Genomic DNA, 20353 nt, shown 5'->3' with positions numbered 1-20353 from the left:
CCTGTTGACTCCTGCGGATATGGAGGAAGTCCGCATAATCTCTGTGGTTCGCGCGGGGAGGGGACGCGGAGATGACGCAGAACGAGGGCCCGGGCTGCCCGCGGTGCGGTGCGCCCAGAGGCCCGTCCAACACCCCGTCCTGCGACTGCGGAGAGCGCACCGCCGAGGCCCTGCACGCCTCCCGCACGGCGGAGGCAGCGGCGGCGGAGGACTTCGATCCCCTGCGGATACGGCCGTACGTGGCGGTGGGCGAGGAGGGCCCGGCCCGGACGACTGCCGACGGGGAGGAAGCGGCGCCGCCGGGTGCCGGGGAGGCGACGTCGGGGGCGGAGGCGGGGTTGGACGGCACCCGGTCGGCGGGCCCGGAGGCGGCGGCAGGTCCGGAGGCAGCGGCAGGTCCGGGGGCAGCGGCGGGCGGCTCCCGGACGGCGGCGGGCCCGGTGGCGGGAGCCGACGACTCCCGGACGGCGGACCAGGCACGGTAGGCCCGGCGGCGGACGGCCCGACGGCGCCGGACCCGACGGCGGCAGCGGGCGGCTCCCGGGCGGTAGGCCCGGTGGCGGGAGCGGGCAGTTCCCCGGCTGCGGGTCCGGCGGTCGGGTCCGGGCGAGGGCGTCGTACCCGCCGGGCCGTTCTGCTGTGCGCGGCGGGCGCGGGGGTCGTCGTCGTGGCGGCGGCCGGGGTGGCGAGCGGGCTGTTCTCATACGCGGAACCGACCCGGGGGCAGGCCGCGCCGGAGATACGGCAGAGCGTCCCGGACGTGACGCCGTCGCGCTCGGCGTCCCCGTCGTCGGCGGCCCCGGCCGTCTCGTCCCGGCCGCCCGTGCGGTCCGCGCCCCCGGCGCCGCCGCCGCGCACCTTGTCCAGCGCCCCCTCGCCGTCCGAGCCGACACCCCGGCCCTCCCGCAGCGGCAGCCGTACGGCCTCCCCGTCCCCCTCGGTGACGGCGACGACGACGGCCGACCCGGCCCTGCGGCGCGGCGACACGGGTCCCGCGGTCGTCGACCTCCAGGTCCGCCTGGCGGAGCTGAACCTCTACGACGACCAGGTCAACGGCGTCTACACCGACACGGTCGAGGACGCGGTACGCCGATACCAACAGGCCCGCGGCATCCGCACCGACACGTCCGGGGTCTACGGCCCGGCGACGCGGCGCAGCCTGGAGTCGGAGACGTGGTAGTGGCAGCGCGGGCCGCCGACGGCGGTGATGCCCGGCACACCGCCGGACGGAAACGAGCCCCCGACAGGAAGGGCGGGCCCGGTCGCGGGGGGCGTGCGGCCCAGCTCGGGGTGGGTACGCCGCCGTGTCGTCGGCGCCGTCCCGAAGAGCACGCCCCCGGCAAGAACCCCGGCCTCAGCCCAGGTGCAGCCTGATCGTGCCGTCGGCGGCGGGTTCTGTCCGCACCTGGGTCAGGTCCGGTACGACCGCGTCCGGGCCGTACAGGCCGGCGCGCGGGCCCACGCCCACGACCCGCATTCCGGCGGCGCGGCCGGCGGCGACGCCAGCCTCGGAGTCCTCGAAGACGACGCAGTCCGCCGGGTCCACACCCAGTTCCGCCGCGCCCTTCAGGAAGCCCTCGGGGTCGGGCTTGCTGGCGCCCACCGACTCGGCCGTGACGCGCACCTCGGGCAGGACGAGGCCCGCCGCGGCCATGCGGGCGGTGGAGAGGGCGACGTCCGCCGAGGTGACCAGGGCGTGCGGGAGGCCGCGCAGGGCGGCGAGGAAGGCAGCCGCGCCGGGCACCTCGACCACGCCTTCAAGATCCGCGGTCTCCTCGGCGAGCATGCGCGCGTTGTCGGCGAGGTTCTGCTCCCGGGACCGCTCCGGCAGCAGGACGGCCATGGAGGCGTGCCCCTGCCGACCGTGGACGACGTTCAGCACCTCATCGCCGTCCAGCCCGTGCCGCTCGGCCCAGCGCCGCCAGACACGTTCGACGACGGCGTTGGAGTTCACGAGGGTGCCGTCCATGTCGAGCAGGAGGGCGCGGGCGGTGAGGGCGGTGGCCGGCATCGGCAGCTCCAGAGGGATGAAGACGAGGACAAAACGGGCCCCGCCCGCCGGTCAGGGAAAACAGGCGGGGACCACTTTGTTTCTCTACGGTACAAAACCCGGCCGGATCTCGCCACCACCACCCCCCGCAAGCCCCACCGCCGACCCGCAGGAGACTCACGCAACAGACCCGTCGGCGACCCACGCCGCAGACCTGTCGGAGACCCACGCCGCAGACCCGCCGGAGACCCACGCCGCAGACCCGCCGGAGACCCACGCCGCAGACCCGCCGGAGACCCACGCCGCAGACCCGGGCATCCGCCGGATCCCACCACCTGCCGGCCGGTTCCCCACCCTCAGCCCGCGACCGCCTCCCACAGGCTCCACACGCCGAGCCCCAGCATCAGCAGCGCCGCGATCTGCGTGATCAGCCGCAGCGGCACCTTCCTCATCAGCGCCTTCCCGCCGACGATCCCGAGTCCCGCCACCGCCCACAGCCCCAGCACCGCGCCGAGACCGACCGAGATCGGGTCGTCGTAGCGGGCGGCGAGGTTCGCCGTCATGATCTGGGTCAGATCGCCGAACTCCGCGACCAGGATGAGCGTGAACCCGGTCCCCGCGACCTTCCAGAAGGACTGGTCGGCGGGCTTGCGGACCTCTTCCTCCTCCTCGCCCCGCTTCAGCGCCAGCACCGCCGCACCGGCGAGGAAGAGCACACCGGTCAGCGCGTGCACGAGCCGCTGCGGCAGCAGGGTCAGCGCGCTGCCCGCCGCGACGGCGAGCACGACATGCAGCAGGAAGGCGGCGGCGACGCCCGCGAAGACGTACGAGGCGCGGTAGCGGGTGCCGAGGACGAGACCGGCGAGCGCGGTCTTGTCCGGCAGTTCGGCGAGGAAGATGACGCCGAACACGAGCGCCGTCACGGTGATGCTGATCAAGGTTCCTCAATCGGTCGGGGCCGCCCCACCGAGAGTGCTGTAGCTCGTCCTCAGACACCTCGGCACGGCAGCGCACTCGGCACTCGCGCCATGGAGGCACGGGTGTGCACTGCTTGCCGAAGGTCTCGCTGGGCGGTCCGCGCGGGATCCGCCTCCGGGCGCCGGCTCAGGCTGGCTGAGCAGTATGTCGACGGTCCGGCGAAGAGCTACTCCCCTTCTGCGCCTCCATAGTAAGGGACGCGAAAGTTCCGCCGTGAACCTTGTCGTGTCATGAACGCGTCACTAGCGTCTAACCGAGCGCTCACTCCCCGGTCACACGACACCGCGAGCATTCCCCTGCCCGCAGCCAAAACCCCCACCCCACAAGGAAGTTCACATGCGGAAAGTCTACGCGCGTCGACGGCTCAGCATACTCGCGACCCTCACCGGACTCATCGCCTCCGCCGCCCTCTTCAACTCCCCCAGCGCCTCCGCCGCCCTGCCCACCCCGGTCAGCGGCGCGACCGCCCGGAGCTACCTCTCCCAGCTCACCGTGGCCGCCGAGAACCGCACCGGCTACGAGCGCAGCAAGTTCCCCACCTGGATCACCATCTCCGGCACCTGCAACACCCGCGAGTGGATCCTCAAGCGCGACGGCTCGAACGTCACGACCAACTCGTCCTGCTACCCGACGAGCGGCAGCTGGTACTCGCCGTACGACGGCGCGACCTGGTCCTCGCCGTCCGACGTCGACATCGACCACCTCGTCCCGCTCGCCGAGGCCTGGGACTCCGGCGCGAGCAAGTGGACCACCGCGCACCGCCAGGCCTTCGCCAACGACGTCACCCGGCCCCAGCTCCTCGCCGTCACCGACAACGTCAACCAGTCCAAGGGCGACCAGGACCCGGCCACCTGGATGCCGTCCCGCACGGCGTACCGCTGCACGTACGTCCGCGCCTGGGTGCAGGTGAAGTACTACTACGACCTCTCCGTGGACCCCGCCGAGAAGAGCGCGTTGCAGGGATACCTGGCGAACTGCTGAGCGCGCGCCCCGCGTTGCGGACGCCCGCGCCCCGGGAGGCGCGGGCTTCTGCGCGACAAAGCGCTTCAAGTCTCAAGTTAAGTCCGGCACAAGGGACTTGGGCTTCGATGTCCGTACAGAGGGCGATCGGCACCGGCAAGGCACCGCAGAGGCAGGCATACACCATGGCTAGAACTTGAACTTGCAAGTATGAATTAGGTCTGCCTAGCCTGGGCTCCGATTCGGTACCGCCGCCCCCACGACCGGCTGCCCCCGGCCGGTCGGTCCGACACCGAAGAGGAGACCTCCCCTCATGACCGCACGCCTCAACACCGCTCAGCCGTACGCCATCGGTCTGTTCCGCATCGTCGTCGGCCTGTTGTTCGCCGTGCACGGCGCCGCCTCGCTCTTCGGTGTCCTCGGCGGCGCCATGGGCACCCACGGCGGCACGATCGAGGCCGGCACCTGGCCCGGCTGGTACGCGGCCGTGATCCAGCTGGTCGCCGGCACCCTCGTCCTGCTCGGCCTCGGCACGCGCGGCGCCGCGCTGCTCGCCTCGGGCTCGATGGCGTTCGCGTACTTCGACGTCCATCAGCAGCACGCGCTGTGGCCCATACAGAACGGCGGTGAGATGTCCGTCCTGTTCTGCTGGTCCTTCTTCCTGCTGGTCTTCACCGGCTCCGGCGCCCTCGGCCTGGACCGGTTCGTCACCCAGCGCACGTCGACGGCGCGGCCGGCGGCCGACCAGCAGCCGGTCGCGGACCAGACCCCGGTCGCGGCCTGACCCGCACATCCCCACGGGTGCCCTTCTCCAACCACCGGAGAAGGGCGCCGTCGTGCACGGGACCCGTGAGCGCGGTGAGCGCCTGTTCCCCGCGCCCCGATCGCACCGGCCCCCCGCACACTTCCTGTCACAACCCGGGCGTACGCTGTATGGCTGTCATCGGGGGAGTCAACGGGGAGTCGTCGTGTGGGAGAGCCTGGGGTCACTGGCCGCGGGACCATGGATCTACGCCATGGTGGCCGTGTCGGTGCTGCTCGACGTGTTCGTGCCGGTGCTGCCGAGCGGTGTCCTCGTGATCACCGCGGCCACGGCGGCGGCCGCGGGCACCGGCGCGGCGACCGGCCAGGTCCCGCACGAGGTGCCCGACGTGCTGGCCCTCATCCTGTCCGCCGCCACCGCCTCGGTCCTCGGTGACCTGGTCGCCTACCGCCTCGCCTGGCGGGGCGGCGAGCGACTGGATCGCGCCATCGCCCGCTCCCGGCGGCTGACCTCCGCGCAGGAACGTCTCGGCGAGGCGCTGTCCCGCGGCGGCGGCGCCCTGGTGGTCCTGGCCCGCTTCGCCCCGGCCGGCCGCTCGGTCGTCTCCTTCTGCGCGGGCGCCGCCCACCGCCGCGCCCGCGACTTCGTCCCCTGGTCCGCCCTGGCCGGCCTGTCCTGGGCCGGATACAGCGTGGCCCTCGGCTACTACGGCGCCCGCTGGCTGGGCCCGACCTGGATCGCCACGGCAGTCTCGGTCGCCGCGCTCTTCGGGGCGGGGGCAGCAGCGGCGTACCTGATGCGCCGACGCCCGGCGTAACAGCGCCGCGGTCAACGGCCGAGCACCCGGACTCGGCACGTGGCCACCGCGCGGCACGGTGAGTCACCCGTCACTCCAGCACGGCCTTCCGGCACCCGGCACTCCGCACGTGGCCACCGGCACCCGGCACTCCGCGCATGCCCGCCGACGCCCGGCACCCCGCACGTGGCCACCGGCGCCCACAAACAGTCACCCGGCGCCGCACGCATCGGTCACCTGCGGCCGCACGCACCCCCCGCGCCCAGTCACCCACCCCCCCACCTCCCCCTCCACGCTTACCCGGCGCTTCGCGCGGGCTGTCCCCGGACCTCCAGGCCGCCGAGCAGTTCCGCCGTGGCCTCGGCGACGGCCTGCACGGCCCGTTCGAAGACCTCGCGGTTGTGGGCGGCGGGCGCCCGGAAGCCCGAGACCTTGCGCACGTACTGCAGTGCGGCGGCCCGGATCTCCTCCTCGGTGGCCTCCTCGGCCAGCGCGGGCGGTCGTAGCGTCTTGATACTCCGGCACATGCTCCCAGTCTGGCCCAGCCCGCCCGCGGCTGCGAAGATCACCTCGAAGGCGGCCACCGATCCACGGGGCCGACCGACGAGAGGACCCTCCTCATGACGACCAGACTCACCGTGGCCATCCTCGGCCCCGGCGGCACCGGCGGCCTCCTCGCGGCCCTGCTGTCCCGCGCCGGACACCGGGTGATCTGCCTCGCGCGGGCCGGCACGGCCGACATCCTGCGCACGAACGGAATCCGGGTCCGCAGCGGCCAGTTCGGCGACTTCGGCGCCCAGGTCGAGGCGGACACCGAACTGCGCGAACCGGTCGACGCCTGCGTGATCGCCGTCAAGCACACCGCGCTGGACGCCGCACTGAGCCGCGTCCCGGCCGCGGCTCTGGGCGACGCCCTCGTCGTACCACTCCTGAACGGCGTCGAGCACCCCGCCGCCCTGCGCGCCCGCTACCGGCCCGACCGCGTGGCCCCGGCGGTGATCCGCGTCGAGTCGACCCGCGTCGCCCCCGGCGAGATCGAACACGGCAGCCCGTTCACGGAGATCGACCTCGCGGGCGACGACGTGCCCCAGCCCCTCCTCGACACCCTGGCAACCGCCCTCACCGCGGCCGGCCCGGCCACGCGCGTCGTCGACGACGAGACGGCGGCCCTGTGGGCGAAGATGGCGTTCCTCGCCCCGTTCGCCCTGCTGACCACGCGGTACGGCCTCCCGCTCGGCGAGGCCCGGACCCGCCACCGGGACGAACTCCAGGCCCTGGTGGCCGAGACGGCGGCGGTCAGCCGCGCCTGCGGCGCCCCCGCCGACCCGGCCCAGGCCCTCGCCCGGTACGACTCCTTTCCGCCCGCCACCAAGTCCTCCATGCAGCGGGACGCCGAGGCGGGCCGCCCCCTCGAACTCGACGCGATCGGCGGGGCGTTGCTCCGCGCGGCGGACCGGAACGGCGTCCCGGCGCCGGTGACGGCCCGCCTGGTGAGCGAGTTGCGGGCAGCCGGCCACTGATCCGCTCCCGTCCGGCCACGAGGTTCGACCGCGCCGGCGCGGGGTCGACCGACCCCCTCGTTCGCGTGAACCTCGTGGCCGAACTCGCCACCTAAAATCGAACAGGCGTAGCATTGCCGTGTGGCAACGACCTACGGATTCCCCAGTGACCTCCTCGCCGGCCAGGAGGAGCTGCATCAGGTCCGGTCCGAGCTGTCGGCCCTGCTCAAGCGCCTGCCGTGGTCCGTCGAGCCCGCCGACGCGTTCAGTGACGACAACGGCTGGCGCAAGGTGGAACGCCCCGCCTCCCCCGGCTGGACGGCGGACGAACAGGCCGAGGTGGAGAAGCTGCGGCGCCGGGAACACGAACTGGCGGTCTTCGTCAGCACCCACCGCTTCTGGTCCGAGATAGCGGCGGCGGAACGCGTGGACGCCCGCACCAAGCTCAAGCACGCCCACGAGGAGTCCGCGGAACAGTCCGGCTGACCCCACGAACGCGAAGACCCCGGACCGCTCACGGTCCGGGGTCTTCCCTGATCACCTGGTGGGCGCGGACGGTTTCGAACCGCCGACATCCTGCTTGTAAGGCAGGCGCTCTACCCCTGAGCTACGCACCCGCGACAGACCGACAGCCTACATGGCCCGGGCGGCACCGCCGCACACCACGTCCGCCCCCGCACCGGACGCCGAAAGCAGGGTGGGAACGGCGAACTGATCGGCTCGTGTGTTCGTCCTCTACTGGTGGGAGAATGAGAGCGCCCAGGGCGGACCGCAGCACGGGAGAGGCATGTGACGACGGGGACATCGGCGACGCCGGCTTCGCGGCCGGGGCCGCCGCCGACCGCACGGCCGCGGCCCCGGCGCCGCTCCACGGGTCTCGGTGACGCCCTCGTGCTGATGGGCCTGCCGGTGCTGGCCGCGCTCGCGCTGCCCGCCGCGTTCGCCGGGGGCGGCACCCGGCGCTGGTTCGGCGGGCGGGCCGAGGGGCAGCGGGCCGAGGCGCAGGCCGCGAAGGACGCGGCCGCGGCCGCGTTCTACGAACTGGACACCGCCCAGCGGGACCTGCGGATCTCGGTCGAGACCATCACGGCCGTCGACGACTCCCCGGCGGCCCGGCGCGCGGTCGCCGACTTCGAGGCGCTGGGCCGGCGCATCGACGAGGTCAGCCAGCGCTACATCCAGGCCGTGGACGCGCATGATCTGGACCGGGTGGATCTGGAGGCGTCGGCCGCCTCCCGTGCGCGGAGTGAGCTGACGGCGGCGAAGGACGAACTGGCCCGGGTCAAGCAGGAGCTGGAGCGGTTCGGCGGTTCGCTGGGGCCGCTGCTGGGCAAGGCGGAGACGCAGCTCGCGCGGATCGCTCCGGCGGTGGAGCGGGCGCGGCAGGCGCTGCTGGCGGCGAGCAACGCGCTGGACGCCGTACGGCAGCACGGGCTGAAGGCCGACGACCTGGCGGCCCGGCTTGCCGCCCTGTCGCCCGAGCTGACCCGGCTGAACCAGGGGGCCGGGCAGCACGGGGTGGCCCCGACGCTGGAGCGGGCAGAGCGGGTGCAGCGGGAGGCCGGGGCGATCACGGCGGAGGCCGAGCGGCTGCCGGAGCGGGCGGCCGAGATCGACCACCGGCTGGTGAGTCTGCGGACTCGGGCGCAGGCGCTGACCACCCGCGCGGGGCAGGTCGAGCCGGTGCTGAGCGAGCTGCGGCGGCGGTTCGCGGCGGCCTGCTGGCAGGATCTGCAGCATGTGCCGGAGCAGGCGGGCGAGAGCGTACGGCAGGCCGAGCTGAAGCTGCGCGAGGCGCAGTCGGCGCGGGAGGCGCAGCGCTGGCCGGACGCCACGTCGCTGCTGTCGACGGTGCGGGCGCTGCTGAACACGACCGACGAGGCGGTGTCGGCGGCCGGGGACCGGCTGACGCGGCTGAACGCGGTCCAGAAGGACCCGGAGCAGGAGATCCAGCGGACGCGGTTCGCGATCCGTGACGCGCAGCGGCTGGCCATGGCGGGACGTACGACCCCGGATCCCCGGCACGCCGGTCCGCTGGACGAGGCGGTGGCGCGCCTGGACCGCGCGGTCGCCGGCCTGGAGGGCCGGCACCCCGACTACTGGCACTTCCTGACGGAGACGGAGGCCGTACGCCGCACGGTGACCGATGTGGTCGGCCGCATCCGCGAGGAACGCGGCGGCGGCCCGGCCCACTGAGGGCAGTCTCCTCGCTCGTGACGGCGGGGCGGCGGAGCAGGGCGGCCGCATCCGTGAGTAGCCCAGCGGCGTTGGGGCGCCCTGAGCCCAGCCTCCTCGCGCGTGACGGCGGGGCGGTGGAATGGCGGAGGGGAGTGCGGAGTGCGCCGTCCCGTCGCGGGTGGAGCGGTTCGGCGCGGGGCCCGCGGCAGCCCCGCCCACGTTGCGCCGAGCCGTCGGCCCGTTGCGCCGAGCCGTCGGCCCCAGGCGCCGGTGTCCGGACCGGTCCGGGGGCCGTCCGTTAGGGGTGGAATGTTGCCGGGTGGGGCGGGCAGGCGGATATTTGGTGGAACGGACGGATGGCCTCCGCTAGCGCCCGAGGGAGGCGGATATGGCCACGCACGCAGCGCACACGCGGGAACCCCGGTCTCGGATCCGGTTCGACGAGCATCTGCCCGTCGATCACCGGCTGAACCTGATCTACCGGATCGGCGCGGGCCTGATAGGGCTCTTCCTGCTGGTCTTCGGGATCCTCGGGTTGATCGACCAGATCGGGTTCTTCAACACCGGCGGTGACACCGTCGCGGGCCTGAACACCAACGGCACGCTGAGCGTGCTGTCCATCTGTGTCGGCGTCCTGCTCTTCGTCGGCATGGTGATCGGCGGAAACGTCGCCTCGACGGTGAACATGGTCTTCGGCGTGCTGTTCATCCTGAACGGCTTCCTCAACCTCGGCCTGCTCGACACCAGCTACAACTTCCTGGCGTTCAAGATGCAGAACGTGCTGTTCAGCTTTATCGTCGGGCTGCTGCTGATGACATTCGGGATGTACGGCAGGGTGAGTTCCACCCTGCCGCACGACAACCCGTACTGGCGGGCCCGGCACCCCGAGCCGTCCCCGCACGAACGGCGGGAGCTGGACGGCCGGGACGGCAGTGGCCCCGGGGGCCTGGATCAGGTCCGGTAGGCGTAGTACGCCGCGGTCGGGTAGGAGGCGATGAGGCTCGCCACCGACCGGTTGTACGTGTTGGTGGAGTGGTACGACACGTACGGCACGCCCTGCGGGCTGCGGTAGGTGACGATCATGGAGTGGTCCTTGGACCCGTCCTTGTTGAAGTCCATCTGCAGCACGTCACCGACGTCCAGCTGGTAGACGTAGGGCAGCGGGGTGACCCGCTTCGAGGACAGGGCGAACCACGAGAACTCGTTGACACCGACGAACGAGTCAGACTGGATGTCGGCGTTGCCGAACCACTTGTGGAAGTCGTACGTGTAGCCGGGTACGTGCTTCCAGCCGCCGGCCTTGAGGGACTGGCTGACGAAGTTGGTGCAGTCGCCGCCGTCCCCGTGCCCGTTGTAGTTCGGGTAGTCCGGGTTGTAGTTGCTCCAGTACTTCTTGGCGTACGCGGCCATGGCCTTGTAGTCGTACGTACCGGAGGTGAGGTTCTTCGGCTTGGCCGGCGCGCTGCGCGAGGTGGACGAGCGGGGCGCCTCGGGCGGGTTGTCGTCCGTGGCGGTGTCCGCCGTGGCCACCTGCGGCGTGGCGACCTGGTTGACGGCGACGCCGTCGTCGGTGTCCTGGACGCCGGTCAGCTGCCAGGTTCCGTGCCGGTCGGCCTTGAACGTCAGCTCGTGGTGGGCCTGGAAGCCGGTGGTCTTGGGCGCGCCGGGCTTGGGCTTCTCGTAGGTCAGCGAGGTCGTCTCGGTGACGGCGACCTTGGCGCGGCGGCCGTGCACCTCGGTGGCGTCCAGCGTGACCGTGGTGCTGCCCGCGCTGTACTTCTCGCCGAGTTCGGCGAGGCGGGACTTGCGGCCGCGCAGCTGGTCCAGGGCGGAGTCCTCGTGCCGGGACTGGGTGCCGGACAGGCGGACGTGGCCGCGGAAGCCGGAGGTCCGCTGCTTGCCATGCTTGCCGTTGCCGTGCCCGTGGTTGTCCACGAGGGCCTCGGTGCGGTCGGTGAACACGGCGTCGGCCAGCTTCTGGAAGGTGGCCTTGGTGGACGCGTCCACGGTCGGGTCGTTGGTCACGGCCGCGCCGGCGCTCCAGTTGGGCACCAGCACCACACCGGCGACCACGGATGCCGCGGCCGCGCCGACTATCGCGGTACGACGCCGCTTATGGCTCAGTCTTCTTGATTTCAATGATGTTCCCCTCTACGCCGGTATGACTACCGGGAGACGGCATCTTCGCATGACGTACGCGGCGGTTGTGAAGAGGGTGTGCACAAGTGGAACCGAGTGGTTACAGGGGTCACTTGACGACCTGGGACCAGTCGGGCGACTGCGCCGGGTCGAGGCTGCGCAGCCGTTGCAGCGTGGCGGGCTTCTGCGCGTCGAGCCAGTCGGACAGCTCCCGGAACGAAACGCACTTGACGCCCTTTTTGGTGCAGATCTTCGGGATGATCTGGTCGATGGACTTCATGTAGATGCTGCCGTTCCAGTCCTCGAAGTGGTTGCCGATGAACAGCGGTGCGCGGCTGCCGTAGTAGACGCGGTTGAAGCCGGCCATGTACGAGTCGACGGTCTGCTGTTCCCACTGGGGGTACTTGGACGGGTCGCCCTTGGTCTCGCCGCCCGACTGGTTGTAGAGGAAGTTGAAGTCCATGGACAGGCCCTGGAACTTGCCGTTCTCGTACGGCAGCATCTCCAGCGGGAAGTCCCATATGCCGTTCTTCTTCGCCGGCCATATCTGGAAGTCGCCGGGCGAGGAGGCGTCGTAGCGCCAGCCGTAGCTCTTGATGGCCTTGAGCAGGTTCGGCTGGCCCTCCAGGCAGGGGGCGCGTCCGCCTTCGACCTCCTTCTTGAAGTCGAAGGGCAGCGGCGGGATGTCCTTGTAGCCGGTGTTGGTCTTCCAGTTCTCCACGAAGGAGTAGAACTGGTCGATCTCGCTCTTCCACTCCTTGACGCTCCAGTCGCCGCCGCCCTTGGGGCCGCAGAAGTGGCCGTTGAAGTGGGTGCCGATGTCGTTGCCCTGCTCGTAGGCGAGGCGGAGCTGTTCCAGGGTGGTGCGGATGTGTTCGTCGGTGGGGTAGTCGATGGCGGCGGCGCCCGGCGCGTGCATCGGCGGGTGGTAGAGGGTCTTCTTGTCCTTGGGCAGCAGGTAGATGCCGGTCAGGAAGAAGGTCATGTGGGCGTTGTACTGCTGGGCCATCTCGCGGTAGTGCGAGAAGAGGTGGTCGCTGCCCTCCAGGGCGCCGTCCCAGGAGAACACGACGAACTGGGGCGGCTTCTCCCCCGGTTTGAGGGGTTCTGCCTTCAACTGCCCCTTCTGTGGCCCGGTGTAGGAGGTGGACCCGTCGCCGAGGACGTCCGTCTTGCCGTCCCAAGGAGTCGCGCTCGGGCTGGGAGCCGCCGTGCCGTTCTTGCCGGCGGAGGCGGTCGGCGTGGTGCTGTCCGTGCGGGTCAGCACCAGGTAGCCGGCCACCAGGGAGGCCACGACGAGGAACGCCGCCAGCGTGAGGACCTGCGGGTTGGTGGCCGTGGGGACGCGGCGGCGGCCGGCGGCTCGGCGGCGGCCCGTCGGTGACTTCATGCTCGGCATGCGCGGCTCATTCTGCGGAGGGGGGTGCGGGCGGTCGGGGTCCGGGCATCAGCCGAGACCCGTCGCGGTCGACCAGAGGGCGTAGGGGACGCTGTCGGCGGGCGTGCCCGCCAGTCCGTGCAGGGGCAGCGGTTCCAGGGACTTCGCGAGGTCCATCCGGTAGACGACCACGGCGGTCGACACGGAGTCGGCCGTGCCGGCGTACCAGGAGGCGGTGTCCTTCTCGTTGCCGCCCGCCTTGCCGGACACGCCCGGTTCGGCGGCGGCCGGGTGGGCGGCGCGGAGGGAGTCGGTGAGGGCGTCGGTGACGTCCGCGGCGACCTGGGCGCCGACCGCGCGGTGCGGGCGCGGGGTGGCCAGGGGGATCGCGGAGCCGTTGCGGGTGATCCGGCGCACCGAGTACGGCTCGGTGTGCCTGCCCCCGGCGGCGAACGTGGCGTACCCGCTGGCCATCCGGATGGCGCTGGGCGTGGAACTGCCCAGGGACAGGGCGGGCACCTGTGGTCCCATGCTGGAGTGCAGCAGGCCTGCCGCCTCGGCGGTGTCGCGCACCTTGTCCAGGCCGGTGTCCATGCCGAGTTGCATGAACGGCGTGTTCACCGACTGGGCGAGCGCCTGGCGCAGGGTGATGGGGCCGTAGGATCTGCCGCCGTCGTTGTGCGCGGCGACCTTCTTGCCGCTGCGGTCCCAGTACGGCCCCTCGGGCGTGGTGACGGGTACGGCGTCGTCACCGTTGTAGACCGTCTCCGGGGTGACCGGGGTGGCCGGGCCGGTGCGTGTCTTGTGCGCGCCGTGTTCCAGGCCGGCGGCGTACACGAACGGCAGGAACGCGGTGCCGGCCGGCACGGTCGTGGCGTTGGACTCGTTGTAGCCCTGTTTCCGGTGGTCGGGGCCGCCGTAGACGGCGAGGATCCGGCCGTCGGTGTCCACCGAGGCGGCGCCGTAGTGGCCGTTCTTCGCGGCGGCGGGAGTGTCCTTCTTCGCCTGCTTGCGGGCCTTGGTGACGGCGTCGGTCAGCGCCTTCTCCCGTTTGCGGTCGAAGGTGGTGTAGATCTGGTAGCCGCCCAGGTCGAACTGCTGGTCCGTGAGGTGCGCGGCCTTCTTGGCGTACTGCGAGGCCAGTTCCACCAGGTAGTCGCTCTGCTGGCCGGTGTCGTACAGCGGGTTGGTCTTCAGCGGCTCGGGGAACGTCTTGTACGTGGCCCGCTCGGCCGGTGACAGCTTGCCGATCTTGACCATGCGGTCCAGGATCCAGTTCCAGCGCTCCACGGCGCGGGCATGGTTGGCCTTGTTGAGGGTCGGGTCGTAGAGCCCGGCGCCCTTGAGGAGCGAGGCGAGGAAGGCGGCCTGGGAGGCGTTGAGCTTGCTGACGTCCTCGCCGTAGTAGGCCTGTGCGGCGCGCTGGATGCCGTAGGTGCCGCGGCCGAACCAGCTGGTGTTGAGGTACCCCTCCAGAATGTCGTCCTTGCTCATCTGGTTGTCCAGCTTGAGCGAGATCATCGCCTCGGTGAATTTGCGGCTGATGGTCTGGTTCTGGGTGAGATATACGTTTTTGACGTACTGCTGGGTGATGGTGGAGCCGCCCTCGGTGTCCCCCTCGCCCACCGTGCGCCACAGGGCGCGGGTGATGCCCTTGAACGAGATGCCGGGGTCCGAGTAGAAGCTCTCGTTCTCCGCCGCCAGCACGGCCCAGCGGACGTCCGGGGGTATGTCCTTCAGGGGCATCGCCTGCCGCTGCACCCAGCCGGTGCGGGCCATGGGGGTGCCGTCGGACCAGAAGTAGACGTTGTCCTGCTGGGTGGCGAAGGTGTTCAGGTTCTTCGGGATGTCCGTGGCCGCGTAGGCGACGACGAGGAACAGGAAGACCATGACGATCGACGACAGCACGGCGCCGATCCACTGCCGCCAGGAGGGCATCCAGCGGCGCCAGCCGGTGCGTCCGGGGCGCGGGTAGACGGGCTTGAGGCGGCGCGCGTACGGCTGCAGACGGCGCGCGTAGGGGGCGAGGGTCGCGAGCACGGGGGCCGCGACGGTGGTTATTCGCTCCTGTATTCGCTCGCGCAGCGAGGGGCGCGCGTCGCGCCGGCGGTCGGCGCGGCCGCCCGAGGCGGGGGCCGAGGTCGGGGTCGGGGACGGGGACGGGGAGGGGGACGGGGACTCCGAACGCGCGGCCGTGCCGGACAGTTCGGGACTCTCAGAACTTTCGTCGCCCTTAAGGCTCTTGGGACTCTTGGGACTCTTGGGGCCTTTCGGCTGGAGGGGGATGCGCAGCTGCATGGTGTGGTCCGCCCGGAGGGCGTCCACCTTCAGGTGCAGGGTCTCGTCGGAGTCGAACGGCCTGCCCTTGCGGCCCTCGCTCTTCGCATCGTCCCCGCGCCGCGACGCATCGTTCACGGCGTCCCCCTCCCCACTCGATCGTGCTCGCGCGGGTTGAGCTGAGCTTCCTCGCGGCGGCGTTCACAAATTATCAGCAGTGTTTTCAAAAACTCCGCACACGTGGCCGATGGAATAGAACACTCATGAAACATTGAGCCGCCCGCGTCTGGGCGGAGACTAACCTGTGCACATGCCACGCTACGAGTACCGCTGCCGGACCTGCGGCGACACGTTCGAATTGAGCCGCCCCATGGCCGAGTCGGCCGCCCCCGCCGCCTGCCCCGCGGGCCACGACGACACCGTGAAGCTGCTGTCGACGGTAGCCGTGGGCGGCGTGTCCTCCGCATCCGCCCCTGCTCCGGCACCGGGCGCGGGGTCCGGCGGCGGGTCCGGCGGCGGGTGCTGCGGCGGGGGTTGCTGCGGCTGAAACCGGACACAACGGGTGTTGGCCGACATCGGTTGGCCAACGAGTGTTGGCGAACGGGCGGTGGCCAACATGCGGTGGTCATCACCGGGTGGCCAACGAGCGGTGGCCAACACCCGGAGGCCACCGGCCGGAGGCCAACCCCCGATGGCCAACGGCCGTTGGCCAACATCCGGAGGCCACCGGCCGGAGGCCAACACCTGGAGGCGACCAGCCGTTGGCCAACACCCGAAGGCCAACGGCCGGTGGCCACCCGCGCGCGTGTCTACGGCTGTTGGCCCCACTCCGGCGTTCCGCGGGCCGCTCGCAGGAACTCTCTTACGATGCGTTCGCCGGCCAGTACGCCCCGCTCGGGCAGTGCGCTGATCGCCGGGGCCGTCCAGCCGGTGTCCGCCAGTTCCCCGTGGCCGGGGCGCCAGCCCCGGTCCGCCGCGAGCAGCAGGTCGGCGTCGAGGAGCGAGTCACCGGCGGCCAGCGTCAGCTCCGCCCCCGTGCGCCGCGCGACCTCGCGGACGGCGGCGCTCTTGGTGAGCGGCTTGGGGACGGCGTACAGCTTGCGGCCCTGGAGCGAGACCGTCCAGCCACGATTCTCCGCCCACACCGCCAGCTCCTTCACCCAGTCCTCCGGCAGCAGCTCCCGCTCGACGACCAGGTAGGCGAACAGGTCCTCGGCCACCCGGTGCTTGCGCACCCAGGCGGGGTCGGCGGAGCGCGCCAGGTGCTCGCGGACCTCCGCCAGCGGCACGCACTCCTCGGCGAGCCGGGACAGCACCCCGGCGTGCCAGCCGTGGTCGGTGGCGCCGTCCACCAGGAGGTGGCCGCCGTTGGCGCAGATCGCGTACTTGGGCGGCGGGCCCGGCAGGTTGATGCGCTGGTACTGCTTACGGGTCCGGGTCGTCGTCGGCACGAAGACCGCCGCGTCGCCGAGGTCGGTGAGCAGCTGGGCGGCCGTCTCGGTCATGTAGGACAGGGGCCTGGCCTCGTGGACCTCCACGCACAGCAGCCGGGGCGCCCGCGCGTCCGGCATGGTCAGCGCGAGGGCCGCCGAGGAGTAGATGAGCGTACGGTCGAGGTCGCTCGCCACCAGCACCGGCATCAGACGTTCACCGCCCGGCCGTCGGCGCCCGTCGCGCCCCGCGTGTACTGGGGGTGGATCAGTCCGACGCAGGAGTACGGCAGCTCCCCCACCTCCTCGACCGGCACCCCGCGCTGCCGCGCGAGCAGCCGTACGTGGTCCAGGTCGGCGCCGGCACCCGCGCGGGCGAGGATCTTCCACGGGACCCGGCGCAGCAGCACCCGGGTGGTCTCGCCGACGCCCGGCTTGACGAGGTTGACGTCGTGGATGCCGTACTCCTCACTGATCCGCTCGACCGCCCGCCAGCCCGCCCAGGTCGGTGTGCGGTCCCCGTCCATCAGTTCCTTGACGGCCGCGTCGACCGTGTCGGCGACCTCGGTGAAGCGGTCCGAGACGGCGTCCAGGAAGGCCGCCGACACATCCGCTCCGGCGAGTTCGCGGTAGAACTTCGCGCCGTGGAAATCATGCGGGCCGACCAGGTCCGCGCGCAGTACCGTACGTGAAATCAGGCCGGAAACCGTCGAGTTGAGGCAGGCGGAGGGAATGAGGAAGTCCTCGCGGGTGCCGTAGGTGCGCACACAGGAACCGGGGTCGGCGAGGACCGCGATCTCCGGGTCGAATCCGGTGATGCCTTCCCGCTCCTCGAACTCCTCCACCGCCTCCGCGAGTTCCCGGGTGATCGCGCCCTTGCCGGTCCAGCCGTCGACGAAGACGACGTCCCGCGGGTCGTGGTGGGCGGCCAGCCAGCGCAGCGCGTTGGCGTCGATGCCCCGGCCGCGCACGATCGACACGGCGTAGTGCGGGAGTTGGAGGCCGTGCCGGTACTGGGCCCAGCGGCGCATCAGCACGCCGACGGGGGTGCCGGCGCGGGCGAGCGACACGAGCACCGGGCGCGGGGACCGTTCGGCGAGGACGGTCTCGGTGACGACGCCGGTGGCCTGGGCGATGCGGGCGGCCGAGACCCGCAGGGCCGCGTGGAACAGTTCCTGGTACTGCTCGGTCGGCTGGTACTCCACCGGCAGCGACTCGGCGTAGTGCGCCCCGCCGCTCTGCACGGCCTCCTCGCGCTCCTCCGTCGGCGCCTCCAGCGGCACGTCCGAGAGGTCCTGCAGCAGCCAGCCGACCTCGTCGGGCGCGTACGAGGAGAAGGCGGGGCCGCGGAGGGGCTCGGGCAGCATGACCGGCCTTTCGGGAGAGGGGTGTGGCTCGGGGACGTACGTCGGTACGACCGCGAGCAGGACGTGCGGCACCTGGTCGGCGAGGCGGGCCAGGAGGCCGTCGGGCGCGTGCAGCGCGGGGGTGTCGGCGACCGAGTCGACGACGGCGACGACGGCGTCGAAGCCCGCGCCGGCGACGTTGTAGGCGTACCGCTCGCCGGGGCCGTCCGCCGGGTCGTCGTGGGCGGGGAAGACCAGCCGGGTGCGTATCGCGTAACCGGGATCGTCGACGGCGAGGACGGGCGAGCGGGTCGTGGTCGAGAACCGCACCTCGGCCCCCGTCACCTCCTCCAGCCCGCACGCCAGCCGCAACGGGGCGTACATCAACTCCTCGAACCCGAGCACCAACACCCGACGGACACCGGCGGGCAGCGCCTCGGCGAGCCGTGCGGCCATCCCGGGCAGCGCGGCCTCCAGCCGGGCCCGGTGGACGGGCGTGAACCCGTGCCGCCCACCATCGGGCAGGCCGGGGGGCCAGTGGAGGTGGGCACGCTTCACGAGATGGCTTGGCTGGTGCGCCCCTCCAGGGGCGCGGGGCGAGACATTGCGCGGCTCCGCCGCGTGGGCGCGACCAGCCACATCGGCCCCGCACCCGGCGTCGAACCGAGCCACCAGTTCCTGCCCCTTCTCCAGCACACCGGCAGGCAACCGCACCACCCCGGACGCAGCCGCGACCACATCCACCCGGGCCCCCACCTCCCCCGCGAACGACCGCAACCGCCCGGAATCCTCCGCACCGCGCATGTCGACCAGCGCCACCACCACATACCGCTGACGCGGATACCGTTCGTGCAGGTCACGAATGGTGTTCAGCACCGTGTTCCCGGTGGAGAACTCGTCGTCGACGAGAACCAGCGGCCCCTCCCCCGCCAGCAGCGCCGGATCCTCGGGGAGCAGCAGGTGCGAGGTCGCGTGGGAGTGGGACTCCTCGAAGCCGCCGGCGCGGGTCACGCCCGGGACGGGGCGGCGGGTGGAGTGCAGGTACGGGGCGGCGCCCAGCCCGTCGGCGACCGCGTGGCCCAGGCCGGTCGCGGTCTCCGCGTAGCCGAGGACGACCGCCGTGGCCGCCTCCGCCTCGCCGAGCATCTCGCGGACCCGGCGGCCGAGGGCGACCCCGTGGCCGTACACGACGGACGGCGACTGGGGTACGTGCTTGCCCAGCACGTTGGAGACCAGGAGGTGGGCACGCTTGGGGTTGCGGCGCAGGGCGAGTCCGAGCATGGCCGGCAGGCCGTCGTCGCCCTCCAGTCCGACTCCGAGCCGCTCGGCGACCCAGTTTCCGGACCAGTCCCCGTCGTTCACTGCGTTGTTCATGCGTTCCTTGGGTTGGGAAGGGGGTCAGCCGGTTATTCCGGCGGCGAGAAGCTCCACGAAGCCGACGTCCTCGTTCGCCACGCCGAACACCTCGGCGCGCAGCAGGGTCCGCTCGGCCCAGGCACGGTGGGGCTTCACCTCGTTCATCTTGTTCGTGTAGGCCGAACGGAGTACACCCCCGCCGCCGCGTTCCGGCCGGAGGATGTCCGCGGCGTCGCTGAACTCCTCGTGGCTGACGACGGACAGCGCGTGCACGGGCAGGACGTGGGAGGGGTGGATGCAGGTCTTGCCGAGCAGACCGTTGGCCTGGTCCAGGGAGATCTCGCGCAGGAGCCCGTCCATGGCGTGCTCGATGAGCTTCTCGCGCAGTTCCACGGCGCGCACCTGGAGGAAGGGGCTCTGCCTGAGCTGCGGCTTGAACATGCGTTCGGAAACGCGGAAGTACTCCCACACGGGCCCGGTCACGGTGAATCCGGTGCCGTCGGCCCGGCCCAGCATGTTCACCACGTCGGCGATGACGGAGGCGACGATCTGGACGTCGTACGCGGTCATGTCGGGGGCGCGGCGCAGGCCGTAGGAGGAGCAGAAGTCGGTGACGCCGAGCCGCAGGGCCAGGACGCGGTCGCGGTACTTGCCGACGGCGCGGGAGATGCCTTCCAGGGTGTCCACCCGGGACTCGCGGTACAGCAGCTCGGGCGATTCCAGGACCGGCATCGCGAACAGCCGGCGGCCGCTCGCGGCCTCGGCGACGGCCAGGGCCTCCAGGAAGGGGATGCCTCGTTCCTCGGTGAACTTGGGCAGGACGAAGCCGGAGAGCAGCCGCACGGTGGGGCCGAGGCGCCGGACGAGGTCCGGGATCTGCTCGGGGGCGCGGACCCGGATGAAGAGGAGGGGCGGCTCCAGGCCGGTGCGTGCGTCGAGGTCGGCGAACTGCCGGACGAGGTTCTCCTCGCCGGCCGCGACGTCCGCGTCGTCGATGGAGTCCTCCAGGCAGAGCACCATCGAGACCACACCGCGGCCGGCCTGCTTGACGATGTCGTCGGCGAGCCGGGGGCGGGTGGCCGGGCTGTACAGCGTGGCCCCCAGGGCGGCGGAGAGCAGCCGGGCCGGTGAGTCGGCCGTGAAGGCGCCCGGCTCCTGGTGGAAGATACGCTGCCGCACCTCGGGGGCGATGTGCCCGAAATGACGCATAGGACTCCCTCGAAGGCCCAAGTCAGCCTGTGGATTCGGTAAAGGGTGGCCGGT

At 71.8% G+C, this 20353-nt stretch carries 19 protein-coding genes and 1 tRNA gene; 10 read left to right on the top strand and 10 right to left on the bottom strand.

Annotation, left to right across the window (positions count from 1 at the left end; translation table 11 throughout):
- The first annotated feature begins 71 nt into the window (after positions 1–71).
- Together DBP14_RS37010 and DBP14_RS37005 are read left to right on the top strand one after the other, a co-directional pair.
- Positions 72–485 (top strand): hypothetical protein, encoded by a 414-nt coding sequence (locus tag DBP14_RS37010; protein ID WP_241741034.1) that lies wholly within the window; start codon positions 72–74, stop codon positions 483–485.
- Positions 486–667: 182 nt separating this feature from the next.
- Complete coding sequence (locus DBP14_RS37005; RefSeq protein WP_241741033.1) at positions 668–1180, top strand: peptidoglycan-binding domain-containing protein; 513 nt, start codon at positions 668–670, stop codon at positions 1178–1180.
- A gap of 174 nt (positions 1181–1354) precedes the next feature.
- Here DBP14_RS37005 and DBP14_RS25195 read toward each other — a convergent pair whose 3' ends face one another.
- Complete coding sequence (locus DBP14_RS25195) at positions 1355–2011, bottom strand: HAD-IA family hydrolase (RefSeq protein WP_129309392.1); 657 nt, start codon at positions 2009–2011, stop codon at positions 1355–1357.
- 335 nt (positions 2012–2346) lie between these two features.
- A complete protein-coding gene (locus tag DBP14_RS25190) occupies positions 2347–2928 on the bottom strand; it encodes a TMEM165/GDT1 family protein (RefSeq protein ID WP_129309391.1) in 582 nt (193 codons plus the stop codon).
- Between the two features lie 376 nt (positions 2929–3304).
- On the opposite strand from DBP14_RS25190, the gene DBP14_RS25185 reads away from it, so the two are divergent.
- The 3 genes from DBP14_RS25185 (at position 3305) to DBP14_RS25175 (ending at position 5508) form a co-directional block, all read left to right on the top strand.
- The gene (locus DBP14_RS25185; RefSeq protein ID WP_129309390.1) at positions 3305–3949 is read left to right on the top strand and encodes an HNH endonuclease family protein; all 645 of its coding nucleotides are present in this window, start codon (positions 3305–3307) and stop codon (positions 3947–3949) included.
- Between the two features lie 292 nt (positions 3950–4241).
- Positions 4242–4712: a DoxX family protein gene (locus DBP14_RS25180; protein WP_129309389.1), complete on the top strand. Its 471-nt coding sequence runs from the start codon at positions 4242–4244 to the stop codon at positions 4710–4712.
- A 232-nt stretch (positions 4713–4944) separates the two neighbouring features.
- Positions 4945–5508, top strand: coding sequence for a VTT domain-containing protein (locus DBP14_RS25175; protein WP_129312084.1), 564 nt, complete (start codon positions 4945–4947; stop codon positions 5506–5508).
- A 275-nt stretch (positions 5509–5783) separates the two neighbouring features.
- On the opposite strand, the gene DBP14_RS25170 is transcribed toward DBP14_RS25175, so the two are convergent.
- Entirely contained in the window at positions 5784–6014 is a 231-nt protein-coding gene (locus tag DBP14_RS25170; protein WP_129309388.1) for a DUF2277 domain-containing protein, read from the bottom strand.
- A gap of 93 nt (positions 6015–6107) precedes the next feature.
- Here DBP14_RS25170 and DBP14_RS25165 point away from each other — a divergent pair, with 93 nt between their 5' ends.
- Together DBP14_RS25165 and DBP14_RS25160 are read left to right on the top strand one after the other, a co-directional pair.
- Complete coding sequence (locus DBP14_RS25165; RefSeq protein WP_129309387.1) at positions 6108–7007, top strand: 2-dehydropantoate 2-reductase; 900 nt, start codon at positions 6108–6110, stop codon at positions 7005–7007.
- A 120-nt stretch (positions 7008–7127) separates the two neighbouring features.
- The gene (locus DBP14_RS25160; protein ID WP_129309386.1) at positions 7128–7472 is read left to right on the top strand and encodes a hypothetical protein; all 345 of its coding nucleotides are present in this window, start codon (positions 7128–7130) and stop codon (positions 7470–7472) included.
- A gap of 56 nt (positions 7473–7528) precedes the next feature.
- On the opposite strand, the gene DBP14_RS25155 is transcribed toward DBP14_RS25160, so the two are convergent.
- Positions 7529–7603: transfer RNA gene (locus tag DBP14_RS25155), tRNA-Val, on the bottom strand.
- 280 nt (positions 7604–7883) lie between these two features.
- Between DBP14_RS25155 and DBP14_RS25150 the strand changes: the two genes are divergently transcribed.
- On the top strand, positions 7884–9182 hold the full coding sequence (locus tag DBP14_RS25150) for a hypothetical protein (protein ID WP_241741283.1): 1299 nt from the start codon (positions 7884–7886) through the stop codon (positions 9180–9182).
- Positions 9183–9552: 370 nt separating this feature from the next.
- On the top strand, positions 9553–10128 hold the full coding sequence (locus tag DBP14_RS25145) for a DUF4383 domain-containing protein (RefSeq protein WP_129309384.1): 576 nt from the start codon (positions 9553–9555) through the stop codon (positions 10126–10128).
- Here the strand turns inward: DBP14_RS25145 and DBP14_RS25140 are convergent.
- From DBP14_RS25140 to DBP14_RS25130, 3 genes are all read right to left on the bottom strand, one after another.
- Positions 10116–11237: an amidase domain-containing protein gene (locus tag DBP14_RS25140; protein ID WP_241741282.1), complete on the bottom strand. Its 1122-nt coding sequence runs from the start codon at positions 11235–11237 to the stop codon at positions 10116–10118. The genes DBP14_RS25145 and DBP14_RS25140 overlap by 13 nt on opposite strands.
- 175 nt (positions 11238–11412) lie before the next feature.
- The gene (locus DBP14_RS25135) at positions 11413–12693 is read right to left on the bottom strand and encodes a hypothetical protein (protein WP_206739474.1); all 1281 of its coding nucleotides are present in this window, start codon (positions 12691–12693) and stop codon (positions 11413–11415) included.
- 57 nt (positions 12694–12750) lie between these two features.
- Entirely contained in the window at positions 12751–15096 is a 2346-nt protein-coding gene (locus tag DBP14_RS25130) for a transglycosylase domain-containing protein (RefSeq protein WP_241741032.1), read from the bottom strand.
- A gap of 172 nt (positions 15097–15268) precedes the next feature.
- On the opposite strand from DBP14_RS25130, the gene DBP14_RS25125 reads away from it, so the two are divergent.
- Complete coding sequence (locus DBP14_RS25125) at positions 15269–15505, top strand: zinc ribbon domain-containing protein (protein ID WP_129309382.1); 237 nt, start codon at positions 15269–15271, stop codon at positions 15503–15505.
- A 262-nt stretch (positions 15506–15767) separates the two neighbouring features.
- Here the strand turns inward: DBP14_RS25125 and DBP14_RS25120 are convergent, their stop codons facing one another.
- Genes DBP14_RS25120 through DBP14_RS25110 form a run of 3 tightly spaced genes read right to left on the bottom strand, consistent with a single transcriptional unit; the run spans position 15768 to position 20299 of the window.
- Positions 15768–16598, bottom strand: coding sequence for an HAD family hydrolase (locus DBP14_RS25120; RefSeq protein WP_129309381.1), 831 nt, complete (start codon positions 16596–16598; stop codon positions 15768–15770).
- A complete protein-coding gene (locus tag DBP14_RS25115; RefSeq protein ID WP_129309380.1) occupies positions 16598–19108 on the bottom strand; it encodes a phosphoribosyltransferase in 2511 nt (836 codons plus the stop codon). Before DBP14_RS25115 ends, DBP14_RS25120 begins: the two co-directional genes overlap by 1 nt.
- A 24-nt stretch (positions 19109–19132) precedes the next feature.
- The gene (locus tag DBP14_RS25110) at positions 19133–20299 is read right to left on the bottom strand and encodes an HpcH/HpaI aldolase/citrate lyase family protein (RefSeq protein WP_129309379.1); all 1167 of its coding nucleotides are present in this window, start codon (positions 20297–20299) and stop codon (positions 19133–19135) included.
- Between the last annotated feature and the right edge of the window lie 54 nt (positions 20300–20353).

This window comes from Streptomyces sp. L2 (assembly GCF_004124325.1).
In the GTDB taxonomy this organism is placed as follows: Bacteria; Actinomycetota; Actinomycetes; order Streptomycetales; family Streptomycetaceae; genus Streptomyces.
This window is presented reverse-complemented; position numbering and strand designations above follow the sequence as displayed.

Coding starts and splice junctions, on each gene's coding strand:
- DBP14_RS25110 (WP_129309379.1), bottom strand. CDS start 20,299: ATGCGTCATTTCGGGCACATCGCCCCCGAGGTGCGGCAGCGTATCTTC.
- DBP14_RS25115 (WP_129309380.1), bottom strand. CDS start 19,108: ATGAACAACGCAGTGAACGACGGGGACTGGTCCGGAAACTGGGTCGCC.
- DBP14_RS25180 (WP_129309389.1), top strand. CDS start 4,242: ATGACCGCACGCCTCAACACCGCTCAGCCGTACGCCATCGGTCTGTTC.
- DBP14_RS25120 (WP_129309381.1), bottom strand. CDS start 16,598: ATGCCGGTGCTGGTGGCGAGCGACCTCGACCGTACGCTCATCTACTCC.
- DBP14_RS25185 (WP_129309390.1), top strand. CDS start 3,305: ATGCGGAAAGTCTACGCGCGTCGACGGCTCAGCATACTCGCGACCCTC.
- DBP14_RS37010 (WP_241741034.1), top strand. CDS start 72: ATGACGCAGAACGAGGGCCCGGGCTGCCCGCGGTGCGGTGCGCCCAGA.
- DBP14_RS25125 (WP_129309382.1), top strand. CDS start 15,269: ATGCCACGCTACGAGTACCGCTGCCGGACCTGCGGCGACACGTTCGAA.
- DBP14_RS25150 (WP_241741283.1), top strand. CDS start 7,884: ATGGGCCTGCCGGTGCTGGCCGCGCTCGCGCTGCCCGCCGCGTTCGCC.
- DBP14_RS25165 (WP_129309387.1), top strand. CDS start 6,108: ATGACGACCAGACTCACCGTGGCCATCCTCGGCCCCGGCGGCACCGGC.
- DBP14_RS25145 (WP_129309384.1), top strand. CDS start 9,553: ATGGCCACGCACGCAGCGCACACGCGGGAACCCCGGTCTCGGATCCGG.
- DBP14_RS25135 (WP_206739474.1), bottom strand. CDS start 12,693: ATGAAGTCACCGACGGGCCGCCGCCGAGCCGCCGGCCGCCGCCGCGTC.
- DBP14_RS25175 (WP_129312084.1), top strand. CDS start 4,945: ATGGTGGCCGTGTCGGTGCTGCTCGACGTGTTCGTGCCGGTGCTGCCG.
- DBP14_RS25195 (WP_129309392.1), bottom strand. CDS start 2,011: ATGCCGGCCACCGCCCTCACCGCCCGCGCCCTCCTGCTCGACATGGAC.
- DBP14_RS25170 (WP_129309388.1), bottom strand. CDS start 6,014: ATGTGCCGGAGTATCAAGACGCTACGACCGCCCGCGCTGGCCGAGGAG.